Source organism: Ruegeria sp. AWH4_226, from assembly GCF_056159225.1.
The window spans coordinates 279,685-299,556 of the sequence record NZ_JBSWUU010000003.1 but is presented as its reverse complement, the minus strand read 5'-3'; the positions used below and the strand labels follow the sequence as shown (position 1 = coordinate 299,556).

The 19,872-nt window shown below is 58.9% G+C and carries 10 protein-coding genes; 5 read left to right on the top strand and 5 right to left on the bottom strand.

Translation table 11 applies throughout. The features are described 5' to 3' along the window. Positions 1-6 precede the first annotated feature (6 nt). From ACXAET_RS19825 to ACXAET_RS19805, 5 genes are all read left to right on the top strand, one after another. Positions 7-3,975 carry a baseplate multidomain protein megatron gene (locus ACXAET_RS19825; RefSeq protein WP_475189410.1) on the top strand — a complete coding sequence of 1,323 codons (3,969 nt, stop codon included), beginning with the start codon at positions 7-9 and terminating at the stop codon, positions 3,973-3,975. Positions 3,976-3,982: 7 nt separating this feature from the next. After that, positions 3,983-5,059, top strand: a complete 1,077-nt coding sequence (locus ACXAET_RS19820; protein ID WP_475189398.1) for a DUF2793 domain-containing protein — start codon at positions 3,983-3,985, stop codon at positions 5,057-5,059. Positions 5,060-5,078: 19 nt separating this feature from the next. Then, the gene (locus ACXAET_RS19815) at positions 5,079-5,369 is read left to right on the top strand and encodes a DUF6127 family protein (protein WP_475189394.1); all 291 of its coding nucleotides are present in this window, start codon (positions 5,079-5,081) and stop codon (positions 5,367-5,369) included. Between the two features lie 72 nt (positions 5,370-5,441). Then, entirely contained in the window at positions 5,442-6,116 is a 675-nt protein-coding gene (locus ACXAET_RS19810; RefSeq protein ID WP_475189390.1) for a YcbK family protein, read from the top strand. Positions 6,117-6,278: 162 nt separating this feature from the next. Then, positions 6,279-6,536 carry a hypothetical protein gene (locus ACXAET_RS19805; protein WP_475189386.1) on the top strand — a complete coding sequence of 86 codons (258 nt, stop codon included), beginning with the start codon at positions 6,279-6,281 and terminating at the stop codon, positions 6,534-6,536. An 82-nt stretch (positions 6,537-6,618) separates the two neighbouring features. Here ACXAET_RS19805 and ACXAET_RS19800 read toward each other — a convergent pair whose 3' ends face one another. The 5 genes from ACXAET_RS19800 to brxC are packed head-to-tail and all read right to left on the bottom strand — an operon-like array spanning position 6,619 to position 19,858. Continuing rightward, positions 6,619-8,571: a GmrSD restriction endonuclease domain-containing protein gene (locus ACXAET_RS19800; RefSeq protein WP_475189380.1), complete on the bottom strand. Its 1,953-nt coding sequence runs from the start codon at positions 8,569-8,571 to the stop codon at positions 6,619-6,621. A gap of 54 nt (positions 8,572-8,625) precedes the next feature. Further along, positions 8,626-10,677: a protease Lon-related BREX system protein BrxL gene (gene brxL / locus ACXAET_RS19795; protein ID WP_475189378.1), complete on the bottom strand. Its 2,052-nt coding sequence runs from the start codon at positions 10,675-10,677 to the stop codon at positions 8,626-8,628. After that, positions 10,674-13,019 (bottom strand): BREX-1 system phosphatase PglZ type B, encoded by a 2,346-nt coding sequence (gene pglZ / locus ACXAET_RS19790; RefSeq protein ID WP_475189376.1) that lies wholly within the window; start codon positions 13,017-13,019, stop codon positions 10,674-10,676. The genes brxL and pglZ overlap by 4 nt, the downstream gene beginning before the upstream one ends. Next, entirely contained in the window at positions 13,016-16,405 is a 3,390-nt protein-coding gene (locus ACXAET_RS19785) for an Eco57I restriction-modification methylase domain-containing protein (RefSeq protein WP_475189374.1), read from the bottom strand. The genes pglZ and ACXAET_RS19785 overlap by 4 nt, the downstream gene beginning before the upstream one ends. 9 nt (positions 16,406-16,414) lie before the next feature. Further along, positions 16,415-19,858 carry a BREX system P-loop protein BrxC gene (gene brxC, locus ACXAET_RS19780; RefSeq protein ID WP_475189371.1) on the bottom strand — a complete coding sequence of 1,148 codons (3,444 nt, stop codon included), beginning with the start codon at positions 19,856-19,858 and terminating at the stop codon, positions 16,415-16,417. Between the last annotated feature and the right edge of the window lie 14 nt (positions 19,859-19,872).

Sequence of the window (19,872 nt, the reverse complement as noted above, 5' to 3'; positions counted from 1 at the left end):
CCCGACATGGCCACCCTCATTCTCGGTGCCGCTGGCGCCGCCATTGGCGGTTCGATCGGCGGTGCAATCCTTGGCGTCAGCGCCGCCACAATCGGTGGCTTCATCGGCTCCACCATTGGCTCGGTTGTCGACAGTTGGATCATCTCGTCTCTGGCGCCGACCCAGCGGATCGAAGGTGCGCGGATGGACAATCTGCGCATCACCTCTGCCACCGAAGGGGCGGTGATCCCGCGGCTCTATGGCCGGATGCGGATCGGAGGCAACATCATCTGGGCGACGGATTTCCGCGAGGAGACAAAGACCACCACACAGGGCGGCGGCAAGGGTGGTGGGGGTGGCGGCAAGGTCAAGACCACCGAATACTTCTACTATGCCTCGTTCGCCGTTGCGCTCTGCGAGGGGCCGATCACGGGCATTGGCCGCATCTGGGCCGACGGCAAGCTGCTGGACACCGCCGGGATCACCTGGCGCTGGTATCCGGGCGACGAAGGCCAGACGGCCGATCCGCTTATTTCGGCGAAGATGGGGGCAGCCAACACGCCAGCATATCGCGGCACGGCCTATGTCGTTTTCGAGGACTTGCCGCTCGGCAATTACGGCAACCGCATCCCGCAGCTGAGTTTCGAAGTTTTCCGTCCGCTGGCCGATCCGGACACGGCCGAGGGGCTTACGCAGGCCGTCACCATGATCCCGGCATCCGGCGAGTTCACCTACGCCACGACCGGCATCCGAAAGGGTGGCAGCGGGTCCCAAACTCCCGAAAACCTCAACGCGCTGACCGATACCGCCGACATGGTGGTGGCGCTGGACCGGCTACAGGCCATGGCTCCGAAGGTCGAAAGCGTGTCGCTGGTGGTGGCCTGGTTCGGCAACGATCTGCGTGCTGGGAACTGCAAGGTGCGGCCCGGCGTCGAGGTCACCGCGAAAGCGACCACGCCATCGACCTGGTCGGTGAATGGCGTCAGCCGGGCCAATGCCTTTCTGGTCAGCCGCGACGATCAGGATCGCCCCGTCTATGGCGGCACGCCCGCCGACTTCGCTGTCGTGCAGGCGATCCAGGAGATGAAGGCGCGTGGCCTGCGCGTGACCTTCTATCCCTTCATCCTGATGGACGTGCCGCCGGACAACACCCTGCCGAACCCATATTCGGACAACGCCGCCCTTACGGGTCAGCCCGCGTTCCCCTGGCGGGGGCGGATCACTTGCTCTCCGGCGGCGGGGTATGCCGGGACGGTAGACAAGACCGCCGCAGCCGCAAGCCAGGTTGCCGCGCTGTTCGGCGCTGCCACGCCCGCGAACTTCAATGTCTCGGGTCAGTCGGTTTCTTGGATCGGCACGTCCGGCGACTGGGGTTTGCGCCGCATGGTGCTGCACTACGCTCATCTCTGCGCGGCGGCGGGTGGGGTTGATGCCTTCCTGATCGGGACCGAGATGCCAGGGCTGACGACGATCCGCTCCGGCGCATCAACCTATCCGGCGGTGCAGGCCTATCGGGATCTGCTCGCGGATGTGCGGTCCATTCTCGGGGCCGGGACGAAGATCGGCTACGCCGCCGATTGGTCAGAATATTTCGGGCACCAGCCGGGCGACGGCAGCGGCGATGTGTTCTTCCACCTCGATCCACTCTGGGCGGATCCGGAGATCGATTTCGTCGGCATCGACAACTACATGCCGCTCTCTGACTGGCGGGACGGGTTCGAGCACGCCGACGCGGCCGAGGGCTGGCCCGCGATCTACGACCGGGCCTACCTGCAGGCCAACATCGCGGGCGGCGAAGGCTTCGACTGGTTCTATGCCAGCGCAGCTGACCGAAGCGCGCAGGTCCGCACGCCGATCACAGACGGTTCGGCGGCCAAGCCATGGGTCTTCCGCTACAAGGATCTGCGGGCCTGGTGGTCGAACCCGCATTACGACCGTCCGGGCGGGGTAGAGAGCGGGGCGCCGACAGCATGGGTGCCGCAATCCAAGCCGATCTGGTTCACCGAGCTCGGATGCCCGGCCATCGACCGCGGCACGAACCAGCCCAACGTCTTCTTCGATCCGAAATCCTCCGAGAGCTTCGTGCCGTACTTCTCTCGCGGCTGGCGGGACGACGCGATCCAGCGCGCCTATCTCGAGGCGACCTACCTGTTCTGGGGCGAGGCCGCGAACAATCCTATCTCGTCCGTCTACGGGGGCCGCATGGTGCATGTGCCCGAATGCGCCGCATGGACCTGGGATGCGCGACCCTATCCGTTCTTCCCGGCGTTGACCGACGTCTGGACGGACGGCGCGAACTGGCGGCTCGGCCACTGGCTGACCGGGCGGCTCGGGGCCGTGTCGCTGGCAGCGCTCGTTCGCGATCTTTGCCTGCGCGCGGACCTGCCCGAGGATCGCATCGACGTCACCGGCCTCTGGGGCGCGGTCGAGGGCTACGCCATTGGCGCACTGGAAAGCCCGCGCGCCTCGATCACCACACTGTCGCGGCACTTTGGCTTCGACGCTGTCGAGACCGAGGGCATGATCCGTTTTGTCATGCGTGGGCGGGCGTCGATCACCAGCCTGACGCACGACGATCTTGTCGCAGCCCGCGAGGGCGACCTACTGGAACTTACGCGTGCGCAGGAAACCGAACTGCCGCAGGCGCTCAAATGGCAGGTGGCGCGTGCGGACGAAGATTACGACGCCGCTCTTGTAGAGGCGCAACGGATCACGGTGGATACGACGCGGATTGCCTCGGAGAGCTTTCCGATGGCGGTCCCGCCCGAGGAAGCTGAACGGCGCTGCCGCCGCGCGCTGATGGAAGCCTGGACCGGCCGCGAGAGTGCCGTGTTCCGCCTGCCGCCCTCGCGGCTGGCATTGGATCCAGCAGACGTCGTGACGCTGGCACATGACGGGAGGCACCTTCCGCTGCGGCTGGTCTCCATCGCCGACGCAGAGGCACGCGGGATCGAAGCGGTCCGCCAGGATCGCGAGGCCCACGACCTGCCGCCAGGATCGCCACGGCCCTCATCGCTTTCGCAAACCGTGGTGTTCGGCGCACCCGAGGTGGCGCTGCTGGACCTGCCGCAACTGACAGAGGATCAACCCGCGCATCGGCCCTTCGCCGCAGCGCACGCCGTTCCCTGGCCGGGCGAAATGGCGGTGTTCCGCAGTCCCTCTACCGATGGCTTCGAGCTGCTGACGACATTTGGCGGCCGTGCCCGGATCGGAACGCTGGTCTCGGATTTTTTCGCGGGCCCGACCTCGCGCTTCGACCTCGGCAATGCGCTGGTGATCGATCTGCTGAATGGCACGCTGGAGAGCGTCACCGATCTGGCGCTCTTCGGCGGGGGCAATGCGCTGGCCATCGAGAGCGCACCCGGCACGTGGGAAATCGTGCAGGCCGGCGTGGCAGACCTGATTGCGCCGGGCCGTTATCGAATGATGCGCCTGCTTCGTGGCCAGCGCGGCACGGAAACGGCCATGGCTAATCCGGCTCTTGCAGGCGCTCGGGTGGTAGTGCTCGACGAGGCTCTTGCGTCCCTCCCGATCGCCGAGGCCGATCTCGGGCTGCCGTGGAACTGGCGCATCGGTCCTGCAAGCCGGTCTGTCAGCGACGAGACATATGTCGCGGCCTCCTTCAACCCGGTTGGCGTGGGTCTGCGGCCGTTTTCAGTCGCCCATGTCGAGCAGCCATGGCGCAAACCACGTGCGACGGGCGACCTGACCATCCGCTGGACTCGCCGGTCCCGCGCACTCGCGGCCGACAACTGGGGCGCGGTCGACGTGCCGCTTGTCGAGGAGACCGAGGCCTACGAGATCGAGATCCTTGATGGCGTTTCCGTGAAACGGGTGCTGACCAACTCCACAACCAGTGCGGTCTACAGCTCCGCTGATCAAATCGCCGACTGGGGTGCGATGCTCGGGCCCGGCGACACGCTCGATATCCGCCTCTTCCAGCTCTCCGCCCTCGTGGGGCGGGGCGCGCCGAAAACCGTCACGCTCACATTCTGAGGGCCTCATGTCCGACACCACTACGCATCTGCTGCTCCCGTACATCCTCGCGGCGCAGGCCCAGAAACATGTCACCCACAACGAGGCGCTGCGGCTGCTCGACGGGCTTGTCCAGCTTTCCGTCCTCGACCGGGACCTGACAGCGCCGCCCGCCAGCCCCACCGATGGCGACCGCTATATCGTGGGCTCCGGCGCGACCGGGGACTGGGCGGGCTGGGACCTGAACGTCGCGCTCTGGACCGACGGAGCCTGGCTGCGCCTGACACCGCGGACTGGCTGGCGCGTATGGGTCCAGGACGAAGGTCTGCTGTTGGTCTACGACGGTGCAGGCTGGGTCGGCTCGACCCCAGACGCTCTGCAGAACCTCGCGCTGCTGGGACTTGGCACCACGGCGGACGCTTCGAACCCATTCTCGGCCAAGCTGAATGCTGCGCTCTGGACGGCGAAGACCGTCGCCGAGGGCGGCAGCGGCGATCTGTTCTACACCATGAATAAGGAGGCCGCAGGCGACGATCTCGGGCTCACGCTGCAGACCGGCTTCGTCACGAAGGCGCTGGTCGGGCTGTTCGGCTCCGACAGGTTCCGGCTTGCGGTCTCCGCCGACGGCAGCACCTTCTTCGACGGGCTCAGCGTCGACAACGCGAACGGCATCGTCGATCAGCCGCAATTGCCGCGCTTCAAGGCGTACACCAACTACGACAACTATGTCGGCGTCGGGAGCTGGACGAAGATCGGCCTCAACAACACCGACTATAACGATCAGGGTGCCTTTGATGCCGGGACCAACCTGTTCACAGCGCCCGTGGACGGCACCTACCTCTTCGGCGCGACGCTGCTCTACAAGGTCAATTCCAGCACCTCGGCCCGGATGCGCGGGCGGCTCGTGCTAAACGGCGGGACCGAAATCCGAGGGTCTTATGGCGAGATCAGTGGCGCGCATGTCTCGGAAGCCACGGCCCTCTGGCTGCAGACGATGGTGCCGCTGGTGGCGGGCGATACCATTGAGCTCCATGGGTATTTCCGCGCGCAGGATGGGTATTTCGCGGCCGATCACACGTCCCTTTGGGGCTGCAAGATCGGCTGATCGGAGAGAGGATTACCTCATGACACCACCCCGATCCGATCAGGGTTTCGTGCGCATGCCCGACGCCGAGTTCGAGGCGATGCTGGCACGGGCCGCCGAGAAAGGCGCCAAGCGCGCGCTCGCCGATGTTGGTCTCGACGGTGAAGAAGCGGCGCTCGATATACGGGATCTGCGATCATTGCTCGACTGCGTCCGGCTGGTGCGCCGCACCGCGATGCAGACGGCCGTCCGCATGATCACCACCGGCGTCATGCTGGCGCTGCTGGCGGGCATCGCCATCAAGCTCAAGATCTTCGGCGGCAGCCCGTAGCCGCTCACCATTCCATTCATCGGCCCGCAATGACCCGCCCTCGAGGCGGGTTTTTCGTTTTCGGAGGACCCCATGACCACGACCTTCCACCGCCATTGGCGCAACGTGCCCGAGAGCGGCTGGCGCTGGCCGAATTTCAGCCCGGCCGAAATCGCCTGCCGGGGCACCGGCAAGCTGCTCATCAACGAGCCCGCGCTCGACAGGCTGCAGGCGCTGCGCGACCGGCTGGGCAAGCCGCTGATTGTTCGCTCGGCCTATCGCAGCCCCGAGCACAACCGCGCCGTGGGCGGCGCCACCCGCTCCAAGCACCTCGACGGCGCCGCCTTCGACATCGCCATGACGAACCACGACCCGGTGGCCTTCGAGGCGGCGGCGCGGGAGGTCGAATTCCTCGGTTTCGGCTTCTACCCGCGCTCGGGCTTCATGCACGTCGATCTCGGCCCTGCACGGCAGTGGGGCGAGCGGTTCCCGGTCCGGGCGACTGCCTTCGCCGAAGAAACGCCACCAGCGCGCGAGGTTCTAGCGCAGAGCCGCACCATGAAAGGCGGCGGCGCAGCGGGTGCGGCGACGCTGGGCGCAGCCGGGGTTGAGGTGGCGCAAGGCGTCCTGGCAGAGACCCAGACTGCCATCCTGCCGCTCGTGCCGTATCTCGACACGTTGCGCTGGGTGTTCATCGCCGTCGCGCTCGGCGGTATCGCGGTCACGATCTACGCTCGGCTCGACGACTGGAAGCGGGGGCGGCGATGATCTCCGGGCTCCTCGCCACACTCGCTGGACCAGCATGGGCACGCGCAGCGCTCCGCTACGGCGTCACAGCCTTCGCGATCCTTCTGTTCCTGCTTGCCCTGCGCCGCTCCGGCGAGCGTGTAGGTCGCCTGGCGGAACGCCTTGAAACCAGGGAGAAAGCCAATGAAGTTCAGCGAAGGATGCTGGAGGCCGCGGCTCGCCGTCGTTGTGATCGGGGCGAGCTGGTTAACCGGCTGCGCGACGGCGGATTTTGAAGCTGGCGGCGTGGCAGCGTGTCCGCCGGTCGTGGAATACAGCAGGGAGTTTCAGGCTCGGGCGGCCGAAGAATTGGAGATGCTGCCGGACGGATCGGCAGTCGTCGAAATGATGGGTGACTACGCAGTAATGCGGGAGCAGGCGCGTACGTGTGCGCAAGTGTAGATCGAAAGAGGCTCAGTGGCCTACCTGCTTTCGGGCAATCCTCATGTTGGGACCGGACACCTCGCCTCCGATGTAATTCCGGTCATGCAGCCTCTGAGTTTAGGATCTCGGCCTTGATGTATGCTTGGAACTCATCGGCTGCGGTGAAGCATCGGAACCCAGCCGAGCTAGCCAAAGCCAGAACTTCCGCAGTCTCGTTCAGCAGTACGGCAACTGGTCCCGTCAACCCGGGTTGCAAGCCTTCTGGCCAGGCTAGGTCGAAGACAGCCTTTTGCGCACCAGTTTCGCGGTCCGCGTAGTCGAAAGCGACCAGCCCGCGCGGCAGGCCTTGGTCTTCCACCCACTGATTTAGGGTTTCCAGCTCATGCTCTTCAGCTTCGCTGGTAATCCCACCGATTGGTCCGGAAGTCGTCGCGGCGGGCGGGGTAGTCCCGGCGGACAGCCATTGCGTGTCGCCATGCAGAAGCTCTTCGAAGCGCTTGTTTGCTTCGGCGGCCAGTAGGTTCTTCCGTGCTTCCAGGAAGTCGAGATAGCGTTCGATCTTCCAAAGCGCCGGGTCCATTGGGATCCATTGTGACGCCAATGCGCCGGGGTGTTTAGTTTCCACCTCAGCAAAATAATCTTCGGGTAGCCGGTCGCTGATGTTCAGGTTTGTGTCCTTGGTGAGGAAGCAGAAATTCGACAACGCGTTCACTTCGGCGCGGCGGTATTCCCGTTTGTACAGCTGCGCTTTTGGGAAGATGTGGTGAACTTCCAGACGGCTCATTTTGCCAAGCATGTTTGCCTTGAGCGGCAGACCTGTTCCCCAGTCGGAAGCTTCGCCCATACGGGTAAGCATATAAAGAACGGGATAGAACCGAGCGCCAAGGCTCCATCCGGTAAAGTGGCCCGGTTCGACTCTCAGGCCTCCGTGCCAGAGGCGCAACTGTTCTATGAGCGCATCCAGGCCGCCATTAGGTCCTTCGAGAGCGGCCAGATCCTGGTCAATTACCGTTTCTGTCGAGCCCGAGAAGCGGCCCCACATTCCAGCTTGTGCGAACCAAAACAGCAGCTTGTCGCGCTCCTTAGCATCAAGGCCGCCGTTCTTTTTGTCCATATATCGGACCATGACCGGAACCCCGAAACGGCCGAAGAACACTTGGTCGTGGTCAAGGCCGAGCCTTCCGGCAATCAAGTTCAATGAGGTGTCGATATGCTTTGAGGCCCTTTTCAGGCCATCCTGAATATCGATGGCATCCTTGTCATGGAGATAGCTAAATTTCGCCTCTCCGGTGAGGATGGTGTTCACCGACCGCAACAACCAATCGATATTGAAATGGTACCCTGCATCCGACCAATCCTTGATTTTTGCCTTCATGGTATCGCGAGCCTCGGGCCATTCGGCGCAGATCTTGGCAAGGGCGAGATCGCCCTTTGACAGCTTAGTGCCACCGCTGTTTACGCGGTTGAATATGTCGACGACGACGTCGAGCGTCTTGTCAGCACCTGTGACTTCTTCGACATGCAAGTCGATGTCGGTGATGCTGAGCAGCTTGCTCAGTCGACCCACGAAGTCGCCGACGTTGGAGACGTGTTCAGGGTCAGCTGAGAGCTGCGCAACAAAGCTGCCGAGGCCCGCGCTTCCGGCCTTCATCAAGGCGGTAACGTCGATCCACAGAGGATCATCCTGCATCTTGATCGGCTGATAGAAGGCGAAGGTTTCCGTCCCGAGGTGGAAACGAAGACCCGAAAAGGCCTGAGGGTTTCCATCGAAGAACTTGGGCGGGTGCCCTCTCACAACCCCATAAAGCGATGTCATCCTCTGCTGGCCATCCAACAGCAATTTGACGATACCCGTAGCGATCGGACCATCACCGCGATGTGCCGCAGTCTTCGCCTCGGTCGCCCAAACAAGCAGTCCGCCAACGGGGTGGCGCCGGTACATTGAATCAAAGAGGCCTCGGACCTGGTCACGGTTCCACACGTAGCCGCGCTGGAACTCCGGCAGCGCCATGTGCCCGCTGTCAATGTGGTCGAGTATGGTCGAAATTTTCACGGGGCTTCTCCAAGAAATCAGTTACGCATGCGCTGGCTGGGCAAGTGTCCTTGTTCATGGGACATCAGAAATTGCCTTCAGAAGTGCGTCACGAGCGTCTGAATAGAACTGAATATCCACCCTAGTTGCCATATCATCGGACAAGTCGAACAGCTGACGCCTACATGCAACCGGCATTAAGACCGCTGTCGCTCCCTTTTCGACTGCGATCTCCACCATCTCCACGGGGTTGTGAAGCATTTCGATCGACCCCCCGAGATTGACCTCACCGACAATTACAAGGCCGCCGCGCGTAGTCTTCTTCAATAGAGCGGTACAAAGAGCGACGAGCGCCGCAACGCCAGTCTTTGAGCCAGTCTTCGCAGCATCAAAGGCCCTAAGTTGAACTGAAAATTCGTGATGACGTGGATCTTTGTCTCCTACTAACTGAGGAGCTCGCGCATAGAGGTTTTGTTCGGCATACCCGATGCTCTCTTTGAAAGCCGCAGGAACGGGTTTGTTTAGTATCCGCACTCCAGAGCCGGGGCCTTCATTGACTTCAATTCGGAACAATCCCGGATGTTCCGCTTCGCCTCCTGGCCCAACTGTCCAAACTTGGCCGGGTTCGAGTGGATCACCTGCGATACTGTTGTCATTCTGTAACTCAGGCGTTGAAACAAATTTTTCGACCCCATCGTCTCCCATTGTATAGCTGAAATGAGTGTTTCGGAACTCCGCTGCACCGACACGCTTCTGTTGTTCTTTCACTCGGCGACGCGCTTCAAGCGCAATCCTAACTGCCCACTCGATATCCTCGTCACTTACGCCATTCGCCGTCGGGTAAAGAAGCTTAAGGAGCCCACTTGCCGTCTTATTCACGGCATTTGTGTCTCGTCCAGACAATGCCCCTCCAAAATATACTTTTCCCTGAAGCGAACCAACGCGGCTTTCGTTGCGCAGCTGGCTCCAACATTCCGAGAGAAAGTCACTCACTAGGCCAAAATGTGAAGTTAGAAGTTCCTTATTGATTTTTGGCACATCCCAACCGGGCAAGAAGGCATGGATCCGATCCATGAAAGCGGTGTCGTCCTTCATCTCTGGAGGCAGAGGGCCGAAAAGGTGCCCGACGCGCTGTTGGTGCTCGACATCGACATCGAAATTTCCAACCAGAACGATGCTTCCGTCGGCGCGAATGCTTTCTTTCCCTCGGCTGAACTCTCCTGACTCCATGTAGCCTTTCATGATGTTGACGCCGTCTTTCTGATCGAAAGACACGCCTGAGACTTCATCAAAACAAACAACATCATACTGGCAGACAAGACCGCGTTGCCCATTTGAATTGTTAACGAACATTTTGGCTACAGTGGCTTTTCCGCCCGAAATCAAATGTGCGTAGGGTGAAACTTGTTGAAACAGGTGGCTTTTGCCGGTTCCTCTTGGGCCAAGCTCGACCATGTTATAGTTGCGCTCAACGAATGGCACCATGCGCAGCATAACTGCATCCTTTTGGCGCGCTGTTAGGTCTCGAGGTTCCAAGCCTATTGAGCGCAGCAGGAAGTCTTGCCACTCAGAAGTGCTGAACGTTTGTCGCGCTTTCGCAAGATCGCCGAGCACGTCCCGCTTAGAGAGTTGAATTTCCCGTAGGGCCGTAATTCCGAAGGGACGTCCCTTACTTTCTTGTGCGATCGACGCGTCATAGTTCAGCGTCACCTCGGCGTAGAACCCTCCCGTCAGCATGCGCTCATGTTCCTGAATCTGCTCAGGATTGATCCGCACGTCTGTCAGCCTCAAGCTTGGAAGTGAAGCAACGTAGGAGTCTGTTTTGGCGTCCAGCCTAGCAGTAATTATATCAATTATCTTGACGCTACCCTCTTCACGGGCCCGAGCCTTAAAGAGCTCCTCTTCACCGGCGCGTACCGTTCGTGATTTCAATTGCCGTTCAACAATTTCCAAGCCTTCTTCGATTTCTTCTGGATCAATGCTGGCACAATATCTGCCAAGCAAGAACTCCACCACATAAGTCGGCACCGGGTACTGTCGGCTGAAGGTTCGGACTAGGTCCTTTCGAACGAGGTATCCATCGAGGCTTGCTGCCGCTTTTCGGTCAATGTCATCAAGTTCGATCATTTACCTTCTCCGCCAATAACTATCGTTACTTGGCCGACAGTTGCGCCTAATCCGTCAACAATGACCAGTGTCGCTTTGGCCCCTTCAAGGTCCTCGTTTTCGACGACGACGGATGCTGACCCCGAGACTGCAAAAGGCTTTGGTCTTACGACAACAGTGCTGCCCGGGTCAGCTGGTTTTTGGCGAATATCGAGCGTCAGAGTCTCATTGGGAACAGCGAGCACAACTGTGCAGCGCAGTCCCTTCCAAACAACGTCTGAGATTTCGATGTTTGTCTCTTTAGCGTTCGATGAAGGCTTCACTTGCAAGTGAAGGGTCAGACACTCTTGGAGGCTCAATCCTCCATGGGTGTACTCCTGACCCAGGCGGAAACAGCCAACGCCATTGGCAAGAGCAAAATGATGTGAGGGGTTCCAGAACCAAGGAAAGAGCGGAGTGTCTATTTTGGCGCCGGGTTTGATCGCTGCGCATCGTCCCCACTTGTTCACAGATAATGCGCTCGGCAACTCCGTTTTAGGCAATCCTCCTGGCATCAACAGCCATCCGTGATCAGTGACAATGCGCACACTTTTCCAGCCAGCTTCGAGAAGTTGGTCGACACGATTTTTTACTTCCGTAATCAGAACGTCGAGATAACGGGCCAGTTTCCAACCGCGTTGATGGCCTTCGTGGTCGATGTCATCCAATTCCGTCCAGGCCATTCCAGCAGGGTTGCCGACTTCATTTCGAGGCAACACCTGGTATCCTGCATTTGCCATCAACTTCTTCAAATGGTGGCCGCCCCTTAGAGACTGGCCAGACGCGGCGACTGAAGGGTCGAATTCTTCGCTCTGGTCGCGTCCTTCGATCTCATGCAACACCGGTGAGACCGCAGGTTTCGCTGTTGAGGTAACGCTTGGCAAAGCTGACCACGCAGGGGTCGCGGTCACTTCCAGTCCGGCGTATTCCAGTAAAGCTGACAGCCGTTTCCCAAGGTCAAACCTCAGACCATCGACGAACAGGATGCATTCGGAGTCCGTCTGGCTGGCTTTGGGCTTTGATGCAATCGTCCCACCGGGGTAGCCTTCACTTTCGACAAGCGTCTGAACATGGCGTGCGGAAGCTTCTGCCCAAGGCAAGTAGATCGACCGTAGAGCGGCAATCGCTGACGTCGCTGAGGCGTCCGTATTCGTCTCCTGCAGAGCGGACAATACCGCGTCATCAGCCTTCCAGCCATTTTCTGTGTAGGCGCCTTGAACGTCATCCAGCGTCCCCCCAGCCAAGGATTGTTTCGTAACCTCAGCAAGATCGGCAAGATATTTGAGCGCCTTGGCAAGCGGCGCTTGGCCCATTTCTGCCCAGACCAGAGCCCGTCTGTCCGCATGTGCTGCTTCGAGTTCCATAACGGTTGTTCGGGCGTGTGCATCCGTTACCGTCTCGAGCTCCAGCAGCTTCTGACGTAGCGCCTCTTCTTCCGCATCGTTCCATTGCGGCCATGCACCCTTTGTCGAAATGTCACTCAAAAGATCGAATGAAGGCATTTGGCATTTTCGAAGCGTATCGGGGATGTTTGGGTATCGCTGCGGTGCTTCGCAGAACCGCTCCCAGACAGCGCCCCACTGACCCTCGCGACCCGCAAGCTTTTCAGCACCTGTAAGAACGCCAGCGGTCCTGGGGTCGAGGCCGAGCTGTGAGACGCAGATATCGCTGAACGCTCCCCAGGCCGCCGGACCGATGCGTTCCGCGTAGGCATCGCCCTGATCGATCCAAGTCAGCACATCACGCGTCAGATCCCCGCTGGTCAACAGGCCGTTGAAGAAATCCCGGTCCAGCCTTTTGCCTTCTAGCTTGGACAAATCCTGCTCCAGAACTTCGTTCAACGCGGTGATCATGGCAGCGCGGGTATCGCTGTCCGCAGTCACTTCGAGGCCAAGGCCTCCCTGCGCAGACTTCAGAAAGGCCAGAACAGTCCAGTCCTTGGCGCTGACCTGTGACCAGATCGTGCCGCGATATTGCAGTTCGGCGAGCGGTTTGAGGGCGTCGGGGCATTCGTTCACGGCACGCAGGTCGGTTCGAGCTACGCCAGGCAGGTACAGGATCGGGACGCTGCCAACCGGGAAGTCGATACCGTCCAGGGTTCCCGCGATGGCACAGCGCAACCAAATCGCAGGGCCGGTCCGCCGATCTGGGGCGTAGTCGCCCAGCACCACCATTTCCGGCAGGGCATCCTGAAGCTGCGGAACAACCGCTTGCCACTGCCGATCGGGATCGGGCCAGAGGATGCAGGCGGGTTTGACCTGCACCTCCGGGTTATAGGCCGCCGCACCACGGACAGCGTTCTGCAAGCGGTCGATCACCTTCACTTGGCAGCCTCCCGCGCAGCCTTCTTCTCGGCCAGACTCAGATGATGATCGTTGATGCGGTCGCCATTGAACGTATCGAACCATGGGGCAGAGGCGACATCCTTGCCGCGATCCTTGGTCCATTTGATGTTGGGCTTGTCGCGCAAGACGCCTGCATCACGCTTGGACACATCGCCGACGGTCATGAAGGGACGGATGTTCAGGCGCACGCCATCGTTCAGATCGGGGTCCCAGCCGATCGGCTGTTCCTCCAGCGGCTTCCAACGCACGAAGATGTCGTGGGGGGCTTCACCCTCCAGGATCAGCTCCAGTTTCTTTTTCAGCGCTTCGGCGGCGGCGAGCTTTTCCTGTGCTCCGTCAACACCGCGGGCGATGTCGTCACGTTGGGTTTTCATCCAGTCGCCGAGATAGGTGTAGATCAGCGTCTCGAGCGTCTTGCCATCCAGCTTGTGATAATTGACCAGCGCGGCAAAGCCATCCTTTAGGCCGTCCCAGATGTGCCAGATGAAGGGACGATGCTGGAACAGCTTGCAGTGCTGCGCAAAGAACTTGTCGCGCAACCAGCTGTCGAGCGATTTGCCCGCGTGGCCGGCGCTGGCCAGCAGCTGAGGCAGCGTGCTGGTCGTCCAGGCGTCGCCATAGGCGGCGGCGAGCAGGTTCAGCAGACGGTCTTCGGCCTTGGCTTCGCCACGGATTGGCGGGATACAGACAATGCCGTCGTCATCGGCGTGGGGCAGTAGGGCGTCACAGCGGTCCACCCAGGCGCGTTGCTCGTCTGCCAGTTCCATGCCTGGATCGAGTTCTGCCGGCCAGCGATAGCCAAGCAGGCGGGCGACGGCGACATGGAGCACTGTGTCATCGGTGCGAAGCGGGCCTTCGACTGTCCAATTGCTATCGTCATCCAAAATCACGGAGCCACAAGGGTGGCCGTGGAATATCCACTGGTTGGGCTCATTAGTCGCTGCCTTTGTGAGGCTATTGCCAAAGCTGACCGATGTAGCATTCACGGGATCGAAGGGTACTTTCGTAAACGTCCCGGCAGTAACAGACATTTTTTTGTCAAGCATTTTTAGGAGGGTCTGTAAGTTCCCCGATACGCAAAATTGCCAAATAGCATCCAAATCAGATTCCGCATAAGGCCTTACAACCGCTACATTGTCGTCGAAAAGTTCACCGCTGTAAGGCGTGAAGCGAAGAGTTCCGGCTTTGCCAATCGCAACGCCTCTTTTTCCATATACTCGTTGCCCATGATGTCTAAAGCCAATCTCTACCTCAGGGTTATGGCCTCCAGCTCCCCAAAGGATGACTTCCTGCCTCCCGGTCCATTTCGACGATAAATCTGGACTATTTAGCCAGAACTGATGCCCGTTGGTCAGCTTTGAAAATTCCCAAAATTTTCTAAGGTAGTGGGGTCCATCACCGGAAACACTGCCCTTCCCGAAATCTGCAAACTCGGAAAGTCGGCTGCCAAAATCCTCCTTCAACTCAAAGGAAATTCTAGCGTCCGGGTTCTTTAACTGTGATTTCTGTGAGGTTTGGAGTGGGGGCGAAACCAATATATGTTCGATCTTATCGTTTAAGCTTTTGACCCCGTCCAATTCAAAGCCAAATATATTGCATTCATCGTTTGGCTTTTGGGCGTGCGTGATTTGAAGGCAAACATTCACCACTTCTCCCGAAATTGTTTCAAACGCACCTGGCCCCAGTCGTGCGATAAATGAAATTTGTCTTTGAGCTAATAGCTTAGAGCGCAATCCCTCATAGTACTTAAGGAAGAGCCAGTACTGTTGAGTAACGACAGCAAGTGTGCCTGATGATGATAGAAAGTCTTGGCATCGTTCGATGAAAACGGTTGCCAGGTCATACTTGGATTTTGGGTACTCTCTTTCACAGAACGTTTTCAGCTTTTCGGAGTGATCGCCGCCCTTCAGATATGGAACGTTGGTCATTACTAGATCAAACCGGCCGGACAAAAGCGTTGCCGCTTTTGCAATGCCATGCGCGGCGACTGCTGCCTCCTGTCTTTCAGCTTGGGTCTCTTGATTAAGCGCTTTATCGAGCGTTGCAGACAGATCTTCCCAATCCACAATCTTGGATGCAGCGGATTTTGCAGGATTCAACAAACTTCCAAGCACCGGCGCATCGCGGAACGTGTCGTGCATCCAATCCAGCGCGATGGTCAGGTTGCGCTTACCAAGGCCAAGTTGCTTCCATTCCTCCTTGGCCACACTCACCGACAGGCCGGAGCAGGCGAGGTTCAGTTCCGGCAGAGCCCGGTAGCCGCCCGCGCCGGGATATTTCCACGCCGTCAGAGCCAGCGCAAAAGCCGCCAGTTCCACACAGCGCTGATCGATCTCCAACCCGTGAATGTTCTCGCGCAGTACGGCATCCACCGCGTCCCGCGCGCTCAGGCCATCCCGCTCCATGCGCATCGGCACCAGCATCAGGAAGATCGACACAAGAAAGTGCCCCGATCCGCAGCAAGGGTCGAGCGTGGTGAGGTCCTTCAGCTGCTCCGGCCACCCATCAAAGGTTCCGGCTGCCGGGGCCCAGGTGCCGTCCTCGTCCTGGACAAAGCGCAGGTAATCGAGCGGCACACCGGGGATCGATGCCTTGCGCCGCAATTCCTCTTCGCTGGTTGCGGTTTTCAGGTCCTGCTCTGTCAACCGACGGGCGGCCCACCAGGCCCCCAAAGCGTTGTCCAGCAGGAAGCTGACCATATAGGGCTCGGTGAACAGCTGTGTCACGGCGGGCAGTTCCCGCGCGCCGATCTTCACCTCGGATTTGTTGATCCGCTCTTTGTTGTCCGCCTGCCAGAACTGGTAGACCCATCCGAGCGAGTCCGACGCCGTGAAGACTTCGGTCGGCAGGCTTTCGACATGCTTCTCCAACCGCTGCTGATACTCCGGCGGCAGGGACAACTGGAACACAGGGGAGTCCAGCCGGAAGATCTGCGGCAGCATCCGGGCCGCGTACTGAGCCGCCAGTTCCCACCCGTTGGCCGCGCCCTCATCTGGCGCAAGGTCTTCACATTCCTCGAGCGAAACGGGGACCGGACCACTGGGGTCTGGGTACATGAGCAAATTGTTCTCGGCCAGGAAGCGGGCAAAGAGCATACGGTGCCAGTGCTCGTACCCGACTTCTTCGATCAGCCGATCCAGCTCTTGCGTCTGGCGTTCGGAATGGCGTCTGTCGCCCAGCTGACGCCCGTGAATGCGCAGGCGCCGCCGAAGGTCGCGTTCGTTTTCCGAGAGGTGCGGGAAAGCGGTTGCTTCACCCACGCCCAACTGCTGCAGCGCCGCCTCGGCAGCGTCTTCTGCCACCGTCCGCGCCGCTTTTATAGTGCGCTCCAGTTGGTTTCTGAGGGTCTTTTCAAGCGGCTGCATTAGGGCGTCCTATCGAATAATCACGGGGCCCTGAGCAAGGGCTGCGGCAAGGTCTTTGCGGGCTTCGTCGAGCCAGGCTTCGAGGTCCGCCTCGGACTTCAGCGTGCGGCTGGGCAGGTGGATGGTCTTGGCCGTTGGCTCCATCATCTCAGCCGCTTGGGTCTGAACCTCATTGAAGCGGGATGAGAGCGACTTCACGCGATCTTCGAACGCGGACAAAGTCAAAGTCTGCAGCGTCTGAAGAACTTCAGCAGAGCTGCCGACTTTCACTTCCGGCATGTCACTGTTGGTGAGTTTCTGTTCTGCGAGAAGACGGTTGCGTTGTTCCGGCTGAAGTTTCTGCCAGTTGTCGTCGGCCTTTAGCTTGGCCATTCCAGCATCATGCTGCTGTTTGTAAGCCTCCACGAGACGATTAAGTTCGTCACGCAGCATCTGCGTGAAACTCGCGATCAGCGGTTTCATGGGATCCGGATCAGCCAACAGTTGACGCTGACCTTCGATTGCCTGAACTTGTGTTCGCAGAACAGCAGCATCAGTCAGACCATTGGCCCTTTCTGCCAATCGTCGCAGGGTCTCCCAGCTGGGCCAGCGGGTGTCGATTTCTTGGGCCTGGTGAGTCCAGGCATCGATTGAGGATGTGAGCGCGTCTCTGCTGTTATAGATGGACAAGAGCTGCTCGTTGCCGGAGGCGCGTCTGATATCATCTATCAACGATAGGTCAGGCGTCTTCGGTTTTGGAGCGTCGCCGCCAGCACGATTGGCGAGGTCTGTGACGTTTTGAACAAACTGGGGAACTGAGGAAAGTTCCTCACCTTGTTTAGCGGTCAAGCCTGCCTTCTGTAGTATCTTGCGAATTTGAATGCGCTGAGGTGTGGAGATGGTCGTGGCTTCGACAATGAATGACGCCTTGCCAATCGATTTGCGCTCCAATTTTTTTGCATCGCAAGCGCGGTGTTGTTCATCCTCTGCTCTGATCAACCCGGAAACAAGAAGGGCAAGCAGTGCGCCATCGACCGCATCCCGTGACCAGCCAAACGGCGGACTCTCAAAATGATCACGAATGTCCGTCCCTTTCTTTCCTCCAGCGATGAACGATAGGACGGCTTTACAGACTGCATTTTTTTCAGGTTCCCCTTCATGACCGACTGCTTTCAGGGCGTCCGGTGCTCCCTTGTGGGCATTATCATACACCTTGGACCAGCCGGTATTGTCTGCAACTGCAAACTGGGGGTAGAGCCGAGTGAGCGAGTTCTCAGCGGCTTCAGTAACTGTTGCCTGTAGCCCATCCCCGGTCAGCTCATTGCCTCCTCCTTGGAATACGCGGGCGCCGGACATGGCCTCCAAGACCAATTCGTTGATTTTCGCTTCGGCAACCTGACGTATGGTCTCCATTGCGCCGCGCGCTTCTTTGCCTTCTGGGGTATCTGGAGCGCCACGCTTATCAAGAGTTGCACTAGCCGCCTTGAACTCGAGAATATTGTTCCGCAGATCATCTGCAGAGCGTCGGGGAATAAAGACAAATACAGTGGGGGATTGATTGCCGGCCTGACGAGCGTCCGCGCGAACGGAATTGTCATCAGTTGCCCAGCCGTCACGTATCCATACATAGATCCTCTTGTTGGCATCGGGCGGAAGCGTTGGATCGAAGATCGCGCTCACATCCCGTGTGACTTTTGAGTTGCCATGAAGCAGCGACACACGCCCGACGAGAGCGCCAAATTTTTTCCGGATAAGGTCATCGCGTTCTGCTTCGATGCGATGGGATTGGTTCGCCAGCGTAGCTTTCTGACTGAGGAATTCGTCGTTCCAAGCCGAGCTTTCTTCTGTCTGAATTCTATACTCATCGCCAACGCGCATGATAAGGTCACATACGTCGAGCAGCTTGGGAAGTTTGCTTCGTAGTCCCGAAGAGCCCGTTGGAAGATCTTCGACTAGCAGGTCTGCGATTGTGTCAATCGTCGCTTTGATCCCAATTTCAGAGTTACTGCTACTGATTTTGTTGATCAAAAACACAACGCCACAGGCGCGAGCGGTTAATTTTTCATCCTCGCTACCATGTATCCAAGACATGGTCTTTTCGTGCAGCTTTCGCGGCAGGATCCTCGCCTGCAAAAGCTTATCTGCCCCATCAAAATATAGGAAATCCGCAGGGACCGAAAACCCGACATCTTTATCAGCACTTTCTCTGATCGCCTTATGAATAAGGCTTAGTTGGTTGCGAAGTTGACTATCGGTGCCTGATGCGTCCAGAACTCGATTGGCCGCTTCCCAGAAGCGCCGACGGACTGGAAGGATTGGATAGTCCTGCGCAAAGAAAGCAACGTCATCTTGCCGATGGCCAATGCTAGTTCCACTCAGATGCCTTGATATCTCACCTAGGTTCTCCTGCATCATGGCTTCAATTTTGGGTGAGGCCTCAGTCGTTTTGGCAAGAATAACTTGCCTCACCACAGCATCGACGTCCGTGTCTGAAAGCTCAATGCGGATAGTGAAGCGACCCTGCAGCTTTGCGAGTGTGGGCGTACCAGTGACCGCGGTCTGACCGGTTCCGACAAAGGTGAGTTTGCCGCCAAGGCTTTCGTCTTTGACGACTGCTTCGACCATTTCTTGCACTTCGATCGCTCGGTCACCGCTGGTGCCGATAAACTGCTGCACTTCGTCGAGTACAACCAGGGTAAGAGGAAGTTTGTTCTCGCGTGAAATTGCGGCCCGTATGGCGGAGATCATTTCCTGGTTGGAAACGTCCTGAACATTCGGATAGGTATTTTGAAGAGCATCAACCATAGAATTGGATGAGGCAAAAAGTTGCGGTTTGGCTTCGACAAGTGCCGCATGAAGACCTTCTGCGACGTAGAAATTTGCCAGCTCCTCCTCCCAGTCAAAGCCACCTGCCTCTATGTGTGCGCGAACCCGCTCTTCTATTCCCTCTTTCCTCAACCACATTACGAACCGAGCGAGAGGATACTGCTCCGGCAAACCGACTGATCTGAACACAATTCCAAGAAGAGCGAGGCGTACGCTGCCGCTGGCACCAGCCCCTAGCGTTCCGGAAGCTGCATGAAGACCGCCATAGCGACGAGACTGGACCGTCAATTCCTTAAGGTGATCGCGAACCTCTTGAGGTAGGTCGGCTATGCCTCGCGCTGTCGCGCCGTCGTCAAAAGTGGTGTCCATCCAAAGTGCGCGCAGCATCTTCACCATGTGGGATTTACCAGATCCGTAGAAGCCGCTGACCCAAACAGCAGGTTGCTGCGCCTGATCAATATTTTTCAGATAAGTATCCAGAATATGGGCCATACCGGAGCCATATTGCCCGTCGCACACAAAGGTCTCGAGCTCATAACGCAGAACATCTCTAGCAAGAGACGATGTGCCATCATTGACGTTGGCGACGCCCTCGTTGACGAGTTTACGGGCGGATGGGTCTTGCCGATAGAGCGAGCGGAGTTGCATTCAGGGTCTCTTTC

Excerpts from the sequence above, each read along its gene's own strand:
- ACXAET_RS19825 (WP_475189410.1), top strand. The coding sequence starts at position 7 with ATGGCCACCCTCATTCTCGGTGCCGCTGGCGCCGCCATTGGCGGTTCG.
- ACXAET_RS19820 (WP_475189398.1), top strand. The coding sequence starts at position 3,983 with ATGTCCGACACCACTACGCATCTGCTGCTCCCGTACATCCTCGCGGCG.
- ACXAET_RS19815 (WP_475189394.1), top strand. The coding sequence starts at position 5,079 with ATGACACCACCCCGATCCGATCAGGGTTTCGTGCGCATGCCCGACGCC.
- ACXAET_RS19810 (WP_475189390.1), top strand. The coding sequence starts at position 5,442 with ATGACCACGACCTTCCACCGCCATTGGCGCAACGTGCCCGAGAGCGGC.
- ACXAET_RS19805 (WP_475189386.1), top strand. The coding sequence starts at position 6,279 with ATGAAGTTCAGCGAAGGATGCTGGAGGCCGCGGCTCGCCGTCGTTGTG.
- brxL (WP_475189378.1), bottom strand. The coding sequence starts at position 10,677 with ATGATCGAACTTGATGACATTGACCGAAAAGCGGCAGCAAGCCTCGAT.
- ACXAET_RS19785 (WP_475189374.1), bottom strand. The coding sequence starts at position 16,405 with ATGCAGCCGCTTGAAAAGACCCTCAGAAACCAACTGGAGCGCACTATA.
- brxC (WP_475189371.1), bottom strand. The coding sequence starts at position 19,858 with ATGCAACTCCGCTCGCTCTATCGGCAAGACCCATCCGCCCGTAAACTC.